Raw genomic sequence first — 11,645 nt, forward strand, 5'->3', positions numbered from 1 at the left:
ACAGCCGCCACACGGAGGTGTGATGTTCGGTGAGCGGCCCAGGGCCGCTCACCCTCACCTCTTTTTCCGCACCGGCGGCGCTGGCTTCACTTGGTCATGCGTCGGCCAGAGAAGCGATGGGCACGTTTGGCGTGCCCGCAAGGAGAAATTGTGGCATTCCCCAGCACTTACCCACAGACCAAACCGACTGCGCAACTCGCCGAGAACGTGTCGCCCGCAATCGAGGTCAGGCGCGTCTTCAAGGTATTCGGGAAGCGCCCCAAAGAGGCGGTGCGCCGCCTGCAGGCGGGATCCACTCGCGAAGAGGTGCGGGGCCTCGGAACCGCAGCCGTCATCGACGCAAGTTTCGACGTGCGGCCGGGGGAAATCTTCGTGGTGATGGGCCTCAGTGGATCGGGCAAATCGACGCTCATCCGCATGCTGAACGGCTTGAACGACACCACCGACGGCTCGATCCGTGTGTTTGGCACCGAGGTCGTCGGGCTCACGGGCGAGAAGATCCGCGCGCTGCGCCGGGATCGTATGGCGATGGTGTTTCAGCACTTCGCCCTGCTGCCGCACCGCAGCGTGATCGACAACGTCGCTTACGGTCTGGAGATCCAGGGCGTCTCAAAGGCTTCCCGCACAGAAACCGCGCAGGAGTGGATCGCCCGCGTCGGCCTCACTGGCTGGGAGGACAGCCTGCCCAGCCAACTTTCGGGTGGCATGCAGCAGCGTGTCGGGCTCGCCCGAGCCTTCGCCGCTGGCACCGACATCTTGCTCATGGACGAGGCGTTCTCGGCGCTCGATCCACTCATCAGGCGGGAGATGCAGGAACTGCTCGTCGAGCTGCAGCAGGAACTCGGGAAGACCATCGTGTTCATCACCCACGACCTGAATGAGGCGATGTTTCTCGGCGACCGCATCGCGGTCATGCGCGACGGGCAAATCGTGCAGCTCGGAACCCCGAACGACATCTTGACTGACCCGGCGAACGATTACGTCGCGCAGTTTGTGCAGGACGTGGATCGGGCCCGGGTGCTCACCGCGGGCGATGTGATGGAGCCACCGCGCGCGGTCGTGCCAGCCACTGCCGGCCCCCGCGCGGCGCTGCGCATCATGCGCGATGTGCAGGCCTCCGCCTGCTTCGTCACGACAGGAGGCCGCTCGCTGCTCGGAGTGGTGCGCGATAAGGACGTGCTGCGCCAGGTGCGGGAGGGGGGTGTCGACCTGACCGCGGTGCTTCGCAGGACGTCCTCGGTCGTGACCGCCGACCAGCTGCTCGTCGACCTCTTCGAGCTCGCGGTGGAAAGCCCGCTGCCGGTCGCCGTAGTCGACCAGAGCGACCGGCTGATCGGTGTGGTGCCACGAGTAACGCTGCTCGCCTCGCTCGCGAATATGCCTCCGATGACTACCGAGATCCCCATCATCGAGCCCACGCCAACTATCCCTGCGGCCGAGATCACCGAGACGCTTGCCGATACCGCCGCTGGTCCCGCCGATCCGGCCGGTCTGGCCGGGACCGCCGGTTCCGCTGGGCCAGATGGCACACGCGGTACTGCCGCCGCAGTCGATACGCCGAGTCGTCCCAACCCGCTGCTGCCCAAGACCCAGGAGGACCGCGCATGAACGACTTCCGCCTGCCCCTCGGCGACGGCGCATCCGCCGTTGTCGACTGGCTGACCACTAACCTGGCCGGGTTCTTCGACGTGCTGAGGAGCATCTTCCTCGGCATGTTCGAGGGCCTGCAGTTTGTGCTGACGCAGCCCCCGTTCTGGTCCATTATCCTTGTGATCGCGGTCATCGCTTGGCTCGCGAAGGGCTGGAAGCTCGCCCTCGGCACCGCCATCGGCCTCCTCATGATCGTCGGGGTCAACCAGTGGGACAACGCGATGGACTCGCTTGCGTTGACCGTCGTTGCCGCCCTCGTGGCGCTCCTCATCGCGATCCCACTGGGCATCCTCGCCGCACGAAACGACACGGCCTCGCGCATCATTCGCCCGGTGCTCGACTTCATGCAGACGATGCCCGCGTTCGTCTACCTGATTCCCGCGATCGTGCTGTTCCGCGTCGGTGTCGTGCCCGGTATTGTCGCAACGATCGTATTTGCGCTCGCCCCAGGCGTGCGGCTCACCGAACTCGGTATTCGGGGGGTGGATCGCGAAGTCGTCGAGGCGGGTCACGCGTTCGGCGCGAAGCCCGGTCGCATCCTGCGCCAGATCCAGCTGCCACTTGCCATGCCGAGCATCATGGCGGGTGTGAACCAGGTCATCATGCTGTCGCTGTCGATGGTCGTCATCGCAGGCATGGTGGGTGCCGGTGGTCTCGGCGGGGCCGTCGTGCAGAGCCTGCAACGCATCAACATCTCGCTCGGCTTCGAGGCGGGGCTGTCGGTAGTCATCATCGCGATGATCCTCGATCGGATCACCGGTTCATTCGGCAGGAAACGCACGCGACGCATCAAGAAACTGTCGCCCGCACTGCCGGTTGGCGGATCCGCGGTTCACGCCTAGCGGTCACTCAAGCTCGGGCGGCCCCAAGCCGTCCGTTTCCGGGTCCAGGCCCGGGTGCACATCCCCAACAACTGCGCATTGCGCGGGAGGAAAGGAACACCATGAAGAAGAGGAAAGTCACGGGCGCACTCGCACTCGGCGCCGCAGCCGCCCTCGCGCTGGCAGGTTGCTCGGCGGGAACCCCGGCAAACGACGGCGGATCCGCTGATGCTGGAGAGAACCAGGACATCACGCTTGCCGTGTTCAACGGCTGGGACGAGGGAATCGCCGCGAGCGAGCTCTGGAAGGCCGTGCTCGAAGAGAACGGCTACGACGTCGAGCTCGAGTATGCTGACCCTGCGGCCGTGTACCTCGGCCTGACCACCGACGACTACGACGTGACGCTCGACACCTGGCTGCCGATCACCCACTCCGACTACATGGAGCAGTACGGTGACGACCTGGTCGACCTGGGTGCGTGGAACGAAGAGGCCGCGCTTACCATCGCTGTGAACGCGGACGCGCCGATTGATTCGCTCGCCGAGCTCGCCGACAACGCCGATGTGTTCGGCAACACCATCGTCGGGATCGAAGCCGGGGCTGGGCTCACTCGAATCACCGAGGAAGCCGTGATTCCGGCCTACGGGCTCGAGGGCATGGACTTCACGATCTCGTCGACGCCCGCGATGCTCGCCGAGTTGCAGGCCGCGACTGACGCCGGTGACAACGTGGTCGTCACCCTGTGGCGTCCGCACTGGGCCTACGACGCGTTCCCCATCAAGGATCTCGCCGACCCTGAGGGAGCACTCGGTGACGCCGAGGGGATCCACTCGATTGGCGGCAAGAGCTTCGAGGGGAACTTCCCCGAGGTCGCCGACTGGTTGAAGTCGTTCAAGATGAGTTCTGAGCTGCTGTACTCGCTCGAGAATGTCATGTTCAATGAGTACGACGGTGACGATTATGGCCCCGTTGTGGCCGAGTGGATCGCGGAGAACCGCGACTACGTGGACTCGCTGACCGCGTAGCGGTCCCTCGTTGCCCGGCCTGTGAGTCGGTAGTTCGGGCTTCAACCGGCAGATTTGACGTACATCAGCCGGTTGAAGCCCGATTTGCTGGGTGAAGGTGAGGATCGAGTCTGAGCCGCCTCTCCGATAGCCGTTGCACGCGAGGGTGGATGGTGCTTGACCCGCCGGGGCGGCCGGAATCTCGTTCCTGAGTTGCGACGCACGTGCAGTTAGAGGCTTGCCTGATCTTGCTGGAGCCGCAACGCAACCGTGACGGTTGCGTTATCTGCGCGAGAGGAGTTGGCTAACCCTATGACGAGACAAGAAACGCACATTCATGCATCCCGGACTGAAGTGGAAAGCGATCTCGGCGTTGAGCATGCAGATACTCCGGAGGAAGTCGCCCCTGCTGAGTACTGGGAAGCGCGCTACGGAAGTGCTGAGAAGATGTGGTCGGGCCGTGTGAACCAGGTATTGGCCCACACGGTGAGCGAATTTGACCCGGGTCGCGCGCTCGATCTCGGCTGCGGCGAGGGTGGGGATGTGGTGTGGCTCGCGAAACGTGGGTGGCACGCGACCGGAATTGACATCTCGGAAACCGCCATTCAGCGTGCCCGGGCTGCGGCCCACGCCGCAGGGCTCACCGTGGCGCAGGCGAACTTCCGGGTTGCTGACCTCGCCGCGCTCGCGGCCGAAGAGCAGTTCGATCTCGTCACTGCGAGCTTCCTGCATTCCCCTGTCGAGCTTCCGCGGGAGCACATCCTGCGACGTGCCGCTGCGCACGTGGCCCCCGGTGGTCATCTTCTGATCACTGCGCACGCTGCGCCGCCGCCCTGGGCCGCGGACCTGCATCATCACGGTTCAGATGGCCAGGGGCCTGGGGATCACAGCTCAGTGGAGCACGAGGCTCCCGAGTTTCCTCTGCCCGAAGACGAACTTTCGGCACTCGATCTGAACCCGGAGGAGTGGGACACGGTGATTGCCCAGACGCGTGACCGCGAGGCGGTCGCCCCCGATGGTGCCCATGTTGTCTTGACGGACGGGATCGTGCTGGTGAGGCGGCGCGCAGCCGCGGTGCCGCAGTAGGCGCGGGAGGCTGGGCACCCCTGTCGGCGGACCTAAACCTCGCGACTCACGTCGGGTATTTGACTTCGGTCGGACAATTCGGGCCAGGTCCATCCGACTGGAGTGAAATACCCGACCGGAGTCGTGTGGACGCGGCCGGGAAGTCAGTGTGAGGCAGAAACCGCACCAGCCTGTGAGAACCGCCTCACTGTTGGTTCTGCTTGGTGCTCGGTATTCTGGGCATCTCGAACCCTGCCAAATTGTGAGGATACTGTAGTGGCACCGAAACCGAAGTACAGTTCCACCTTCATATTTGAAACGAAGGAGTTGAACGACGACTTCCATCGGCTCGACAGCGAGATCGCAGCACGCGCGCGGAAGATCCCTGGTTTCTTGGGCGAGGAGGCCTGGCATAACGAGGAAACCGGGTTGCACTCCGAGGTCTACTACTGGTCGAGCATGGAGGCACTCCGCGAACTCATTGGGATGGACACCCACGCCGTCGCGAAGCAGCGTCACGGCGAATGGCTTGGCGAGTATCGGGTGATTATCTCCGAAGTGCAGGCGGTCTACGGTAGCGCGAATCTCGGACTCGAACATGTCCCGATTCGGGACTGATCCCCAGCTTCGCCGCGGATAGTGAAGTCCTTCGTGAAACGAAAAACCCGACCAGATTTTATCTCTGATCGGGCTTTCTCTCGGTGCGCCCTAAGGGATTCGAACCCCTGGCCTTCTGATCCGTAGTCAGACGCTCTATCCAGCTGAGCTAAGGGCGCATGTTGGTTTCCCAACCAAAGAGACATTACCCGATCTCTCGGGGAAATGGAAATCGAAGGGGGTCTGGTGTCAGCGCACGGGGAGCATTCGGCGTACTCAGGTACCCTTTCTGCGTGACTACAGCACCCGCAGCATCACCCGCAATTTCCACCACGTCGACCTCGACCGCACTCGATCGGGCCGCCGCGCTGATCCGCGAGATTCCCGACTACCCTGAGTCGGGAATTCTGTTCCGCGACATCACCCCACTGCTCGTCGACGGTGAGGCCCTGCGCGTCACCGTCGACGCGCTGCTTGCCCCCTTTACCGGCACCTTTGACGTGATCGCGGGCATTGAGGCGCGCGGGTTCATTCTCGCCAGCGCAGCCGCGATCGCCGCGGGCACCGGCGTTGTGCCGATCCGCAAGGCTGGGAAGCTCCCCCGCCCCGCAGCTTCGATTGACTACGCGCTTGAGTACGGTACCGCCACGATCGAGATGCACGCGGATCTCCCTCCGGGAACCCGGGTGCTCGTGATCGACGACGTGCTCGCGACGGGCGGCACCCTGGCCGCCGCGCTCGACATGCTGCAGCAGCTTGACTACGAGGTGGCGGGCACCGCGGTGTTGTTTGAAATTGCAGGGCTCGGTGGGCGCGAGACGGTGGGCGATCCACACTTGCACACTGTATTTCACAGCTGAGCCGCGCTCCCGATCCCGCTGCATCCTTGCCGGAGCCGAAGCGCGACCCGGCGCGCACCGAGTGGGCAACGACGCAGGGTTCCATTGCGATGAACCCTGCGTGAGTGTCCATCTGTCGATAGCGATCCCTTGCGAGTAGGCAACGACGCAGGGTTCCGTCGCGTTTAACCCTGCGCGAGTGTCCATCCGTCGAAACAGAACGCCTGCCCGGCTGCCCTTCCGGATGCACAGTACCCATGCGCGAGAATGGGGGAATGACCCCCAGCGAACTGACAGACGGATCCCGGGCCTTCTTCGCCGCGCGCGACCGGCTCCTCGCCTGCTCTGGCGACCCGGTCCGCGCACGCGCAGAATTCCAGTGGCCCGATGTGGGCACCGAATTCAACTGGGCCCACGACGTGTTCGACGTCATCGCGCGGGGCAACGATACGGTCGCCCTGTGGATCGCCGAGGCAGACGGCACCGAGGTGAAGCGCACATTCGCCGAACTCAGCCGGCGCAGCGATCAGGTCTCCAACTGGATGCGCGCGCAGGGCGCAAGGCCCGGCGATGTCGCCATGCTGATGCTGGGCAATCGCGTGGAACTCTGGGAGATTATGCTCGCCGCGCTGAAGATCGGCGTGGTGATTTTGCCTACTTCGGTTGTGTTGGGTGCCCAGGAACTTGAAGATCGCGTGGTGCGCGGGCAGGTGCGCTGGGTGTTCGCGGCGGCCGAAGACGCGCTGAAATTCGCAAGGGTTCCCGGCGAATACAAAGGTATCGGGATAGGTCTTGACGCAGCGACCCCCGATCAGCGGGCGGCGCTGTACGACTGGGAGCGCTTCGAGGAATCGCGCGCGGCCTCCGTCGCGCGCGTCGTGAAGACCACGGCGAGCGACGACCCCGCGCTCATCTACTTCACCTCGGGTACAACGAGCCTGCCCAAGATCGTGATGCACTCGCACGCAAGCTACCCGGTTGGGCACCTCACCACACTCGCGTGGATCGGTGTGCGCCCGGGCGACACGCACTCTGTCGTGAGCGCGCCGGGCTGGGGCAAGCACGCCTGGTCGAGTTTCTTCGCCCCGTGGAACGTGGGGGCCACCATTTTCGTCGCGAACTATTCGCGTTTCGATGCGGATCACTTCGTCTCCGAACTCGACCGTGCGCGAGTGAACACGTTCTGCGCCCCTCCCACCGTGTGGCGCATGCTGATCCAGCACCACCTTGAGCACAAGCCCGCGGCCTTGCGTGAGGTCATATCGGCGGGGGAGCCACTGAATCCCGAGGTGATCGCGCGCATTCGCGACTGGTGGGGTCTCGAGATCCGTGACGGGTACGGCCAGACCGAGACCACGGCGCTGATCGCGACGATGCCCGGCGAAGAAGTGGTGCCGGGGGCGATGGGACGCCCGCTGCCGGGCGTCAACGCGGTGCTCATCGACCCGCTGACAGGCGCCGAGACCGACGAGGGTGAGATTTGCCTGCGCCTCGATCCGCCCCCTATTAACCTGATGCCCGGGTACTTCGGCAACGACGGGGCGACCGCGAAGGCCATGCGCGACGGAGTGTTTCACACTGGCGATGTCGCCCAGCGCGGAGAGGGCGGGGTGCTCACCTTCGTGGGCCGCACCGACGACATCTTCAAATCGAGCGATTTCAAGGTGTCGCCGTTCGAGGTGGAGAGCGCCCTCCTCGAGCATGCGTTCGTGGCCGAAGCCGCTGTGGTGGGAGCCCCTGACGACACACGGCTCAACGTGACCAAGGCGTACGTGGCGCTCGCCGCCGGGGTCGCGGAATCGTCCGAGACCGCGCGCGCCATCCTGGCGCACGCGCGCGAGGTGCTGCCGCCGTACATGCGGGTGCGCCGGGTCGAGTTCTTTGCGCTGCCGAAGACGGCGTCGGGCAAGATTCGTCGGGTGGAGCTGAGACAGCGCGAGGTTCACGCGCATGCTGCGGGCGAGCGGATCGCCACCGAGTGGCGCGAGGAAGACTTCCCGGGGCTCAAGGCGTAGGCGCGCTAGGGCGGACGGCCGCGCCGGGTTCGTCACTCGCGAACCCTGCGCGAGTGTCCACCGGGAGCGTCATCGCGCACTGCCCGACCCGGTCGCGGTGATCCTGGTGACCGGGAGACCTACGCCGCGTTCTCGTCCGGTTCGTGCACACCGAACACGTTGTTCTCGGTGTCGAGAAAGTATCCTTGCCAGGCCATCCCAGGGAGGGCCGCCTTCGGCTGTGCGACGATGCCTCCCGCGGCGAGCACGCGCTCGGCCGTGATGTCGAACGATTCGACACCGATGGTGAGCACGGCTCCGGCAACGGGAGTGTCGGGTTCGGGGTTCTCTCCCTGGCGTTGCATGATGGCACCGTCGATGCCTGGGCCTTCGCCGGTGGTGAGGCCGAAGTACGGGGTTCCGGCGTACTCTGACCAGTCTTCGGTCTTCCACCCGAAAACGGTCACGTAGAACTCTGCAGCGCGATTCGGATCGGCCGCGTGGATCTCGAAGTGGACTGGGCGCCCCTGGGGGAGCTGTGGTGCGTGTGGTTCCTGTGGTTCCTGCGATGCCTGAGCGTCGGTCATGATGTGCTTCTCTGCGGTGAGGGGCGGGGCGCGCCCTGGGTTCGGTGCCTGGGATCCCGCGCGACACCATTCGCCTCCAGCCCGGGTAGGGCGCAAGTGGCTGTTTCCAGGGGCGGCAAGCAGCCACTTGCGCCCTATGCGAAGGTGACGGAGCTTCTTGCCCGGCACCCAGGCTGCCCGGCCCGCGCATTCCGTTGCTCATGTCTCTGAATGCCTCCGATTTCGAAACCTGAAGGGTTTTCGCCCGAAGATTTCGTTTGCGTTACACGAGGTCACGATCGATGCCGCAGATGGCCCAAATGCGCTAGCGTGACTCCCAGAGTGCGCCGTTGCACACTGACATTCAGACCCGAGGAGACCTCATGTCGATGCGATCCCCCCTTCGTTCGCGCGCCGGTGTGCGCGGCGCCATTGCGACCGCGGGTGCCGCGCTGCTGGCGCTTTCCCTCGCAGCCTGCGGTGGCGGTGCGCCCGCAGCCACCGAGCCCGTCAACCTCGTCGACACCGGGGCGGAGCTTGACGAGATCACCGTCGCGCTGCCGGGCTCGCTCGCGAATCTCTACACGGGCGTCGAGGGCGGCATCCTCAACTACTACGTCGCCTCAACCGTGCAGGAGGGGCTCGTCGGCATTGATGAGACCGGCGCGGTGGTACCGTCCCTCGCCGAGTCCTGGGAAACCCCAGACGAGAACACCTACGTGTTCCAGCTGCGCGATGACGCGACGTTCCACGACGGCGCGCCCGTCACCCCCGAAGACGTGGTGTTCAGCCTGCAGCAGGCACAAGACGAGGTTGCCTCGCCGAGCCTCTCCTGGTACCTCTACAACATGGCGAGTGTCGAGGTCACTGGCGAGAACGAGGTCACGGTCACTACGGCCGAGCCCGATCAGGCATTCCTGAAGAACCTGAGCACGGCCGGGTCGGCGTTCGTCACACCCAAGGCGCACTGGGAAGCCGTTGGCGGCGCCGTGGGCACGAGCGAGTCACTGCTGCCGGGCAGCGGGCCCTACGAGGTCACCGAGTTCCAGCCCGACTCCCACGTCACCCTGGTGCGCAACGACAACTGGTGGGGCGGCACCCCCGCAGTGAAGCAGATCAACATCGAGTTCATTCCCGACGAGAATACCCGCCTCCTCGCAGCGCAGAAGGGCGACATCGACATCGCGTTCAACGTGCCCATCGGTCAGGCCGATCAGTGGCGCGAGATCGACGGTGTGCGGGTTGAGAACGTGAATGACCTGTCATACGTCGGCCTGCTCTTCGACCAGAACGTCGCCCCGTTTGACGATCCGAAGGTGCGCGAGGCGATCGCGCTCGCAGTGGATCGCCAGACCATCGTCGACCGCCTGCTCCGAGGCAACGGCGAGGTTGCGACGACAATCATGACCCCCGAGTCCATCGAATCGGTGGTCGGCGCAGACGAGGCACGCAAGCTGCTCGCGGGAGCGACTCAGCACGAGTTCAACCTTGATGAGGCACGTGCCGCGCTCGAGGAGTCGAGCGTGCCTGATGGCTTCGAGCTCGAGCTCACCTTCCCCAACACCGGCCCGCAGCTCGGCACTGCCGCCCAGGCGATCGGTGAGAGCCTCGGAGAAATCGGCATCGAGGTGGCGGTGAAGGAGGTGCCCATCGAGACCTGGCTCGCCACGATCGGCGACGGAGAGCACGGCCTGAGCTATATGTGGTACTTCTCCACGACGGGCGACCCGGCCGAGGTTCCCGCATACCTTATCGGGCCAGATAACCCCAACGGGTTCGTCAGCGACGAGGCCGCGGCACTGCTGAGCGAGTCGAATGCGGCGGTAGACCCCGAGGAGCGCATCGATCTCATCCTGCAGCTCGAAGAGCTCAGCGCGACCGAGGTCGTGAACGCCCCGCTGTGGTGGGGCCAGGCGCTCACCTCGTTCACCAACCGCGTGGGGCTCGCTGACTACAGCGCCTACTCGTTCGTCGGGCCGTGGGGCGCAAAGCTCTTCGCCGCCGAGGTCGCTGAGTAGCGCCAAGTCACACACGGAGCACCTATGTTGACCACCACCCCGACCCCCGCCCGTCAGGCGTCGCGCGCGCTCGCGCGCATGATCGCCGTGCGGGTGGTCGGGGTGGTGTTCATTTTGCTGGTCATCTCGCTCCTGACGTTCGGTCTCATGTACCTGGCGCCGGGTGACCTGGTGAAGAACCTGCTCGGCAACCGGCCCACCTCGCCCGAGGCCGTGGCAGCGATCCGCGAGCAGTACCGCCTCGACGACCCGTTCTTCGTGCAGTACTTCACCTGGCTGGGCAACGCGTTGCAGGGTGACTTTGGCACCTCGGTGCGCATGCAACAGCCGGTGACCACGGTGATCGGGGCGCGCGTCGGGCTGACCGTCGCGCTCTGCCTGCTGGCGTTCGTCATCGCCGCGATCGTCGCAATCCCGCTCGGCATCGCGAGCGCGGCGCGAGCGGGATCCACCATCGACCGCGTGAGCAGCTCGGTGACGCTCATCGGCCTCAGCGCACCCACCTTCGCGCTCGCGCTGCTCCTGCTGTATCTGTTCGCGTTCTTCCTGCCGATCTTCCCCATCTACGGCGGCGGCAGCGGCCCGCTCGACACGCTCTACCACCTGGTGTTGCCGGCGATCATTCTTGCCGCGGGGCTGGGCGCGATTCTCATGCGCATGACCCGGGCGGCGATGATCCGCGAACTCGGCAGCGACGCGGTTTCATTCGCGCGGGCGCGCGGCATCGCTGAGCGCGACGTGCGGTGGATCGCGCTGCGCGCCGCGGCGATCCCGATCGTGACCGGTGCGGGTCTCGTGCTCACCTTCCTCGTGGGGGGCACGATCATTGTCGAGACCATCTTCGCCCTGCCCGGCCTCGGTTCGCTTCTGCAGGATTCGGTTCTGTTCAAAGACATTCCCGTGGTGCAGGCGCTCACGCTCGTGGTTGCGGCGGTGATCGCGGTGATCGCGATCGTCGTTGATTTGAGTTATCTCGCGCTCGATCCGCGGGTGCGCACCCGGGAGTTCGCCCGATGAGCGGCCAGCCGGGGGTGCCAAGCGGGGCGCCGCTCGGATCGCTGCCGGGGCCACCTCAGGGGTCGCCTCACAGT

The 11,645-nt window shown here is 65.2% G+C and carries 10 protein-coding genes and 1 tRNA gene; 9 read left to right on the forward strand and 2 right to left on the reverse strand.

Going from position 1 to position 11,645, the window contains the following annotated elements:
- The first annotated feature begins 207 nt into the window (after positions 1–207).
- The 5 genes from ACR0R4_RS11780 to ACR0R4_RS11800 all read left to right on the forward strand — a co-directional run bounded on the left by ACR0R4_RS11780 (position 208) and on the right by ACR0R4_RS11800 (position 5,158).
- The gene (locus ACR0R4_RS11780; protein ID WP_433647674.1) at positions 208–1,608 is read left to right on the forward strand and encodes a quaternary amine ABC transporter ATP-binding protein; all 1,401 of its coding nucleotides are present in this window, start codon (positions 208–210) and stop codon (positions 1,606–1,608) included.
- Positions 1,605–2,492 (forward strand): ABC transporter permease, encoded by an 888-nt coding sequence (locus tag ACR0R4_RS11785; protein ID WP_433647644.1) that lies wholly within the window; start codon positions 1,605–1,607, stop codon positions 2,490–2,492. The genes ACR0R4_RS11780 and ACR0R4_RS11785 overlap by 4 nt, the downstream gene beginning before the upstream one ends.
- Positions 2,493–2,593: 101 nt before the next feature.
- Entirely contained in the window at positions 2,594–3,496 is a 903-nt protein-coding gene (locus ACR0R4_RS11790) for a glycine betaine ABC transporter substrate-binding protein (RefSeq protein WP_433647645.1), read from the forward strand.
- Between the two features lie 291 nt (positions 3,497–3,787).
- Positions 3,788–4,561: a class I SAM-dependent methyltransferase gene (locus ACR0R4_RS11795; protein WP_433647646.1), complete on the forward strand. Its 774-nt coding sequence runs from the start codon at positions 3,788–3,790 to the stop codon at positions 4,559–4,561.
- Between the two features lie 255 nt (positions 4,562–4,816).
- Entirely contained in the window at positions 4,817–5,158 is a 342-nt protein-coding gene (locus ACR0R4_RS11800) for an antibiotic biosynthesis monooxygenase family protein (RefSeq protein WP_433647647.1), read from the forward strand.
- An 84-nt stretch (positions 5,159–5,242) separates the two neighbouring features.
- On the opposite strand, the gene ACR0R4_RS11805 is transcribed toward ACR0R4_RS11800, so the two are convergent.
- Positions 5,243–5,316: transfer RNA gene (locus ACR0R4_RS11805), tRNA-Arg, on the reverse strand.
- A 114-nt stretch (positions 5,317–5,430) separates the two neighbouring features.
- Here ACR0R4_RS11805 and ACR0R4_RS11810 point away from each other — a divergent pair.
- Positions 5,431–5,997 carry an adenine phosphoribosyltransferase gene (locus ACR0R4_RS11810; protein ID WP_433647648.1) on the forward strand — a complete coding sequence of 189 codons (567 nt, stop codon included), beginning with the start codon at positions 5,431–5,433 and terminating at the stop codon, positions 5,995–5,997.
- 254 nt (positions 5,998–6,251) lie between these two features.
- Positions 6,252–7,991 carry an AMP-binding protein gene (locus ACR0R4_RS11815; protein ID WP_433647649.1) on the forward strand — a complete coding sequence of 580 codons (1,740 nt, stop codon included), beginning with the start codon at positions 6,252–6,254 and terminating at the stop codon, positions 7,989–7,991.
- 119 nt (positions 7,992–8,110) lie between these two features.
- Here the strand turns inward: ACR0R4_RS11815 and ACR0R4_RS11820 are convergent, their stop codons facing one another.
- Positions 8,111–8,557, reverse strand: a complete 447-nt coding sequence (locus tag ACR0R4_RS11820; protein WP_433647650.1) for a VOC family protein — start codon at positions 8,555–8,557, stop codon at positions 8,111–8,113.
- Positions 8,558–8,919: 362 nt separating this feature from the next.
- On the opposite strand from ACR0R4_RS11820, the gene ACR0R4_RS11825 reads away from it, so the two are divergent.
- A complete protein-coding gene (locus ACR0R4_RS11825; RefSeq protein WP_433647651.1) occupies positions 8,920–10,554 on the forward strand; it encodes an ABC transporter substrate-binding protein in 1,635 nt (544 codons plus the stop codon).
- A 24-nt stretch (positions 10,555–10,578) separates the two neighbouring features.
- The gene (locus ACR0R4_RS11830) at positions 10,579–11,571 is read left to right on the forward strand and encodes an ABC transporter permease (RefSeq protein ID WP_433647652.1); all 993 of its coding nucleotides are present in this window, start codon (positions 10,579–10,581) and stop codon (positions 11,569–11,571) included.
- Positions 11,572–11,645: the final 74 nt, after the last annotated feature.

It is taken from the genome of Leucobacter fengyongliangi, assembly GCF_050971685.1.
Lineage (GTDB): Bacteria > Actinomycetota > Actinomycetes > Actinomycetales > Microbacteriaceae > Leucobacter.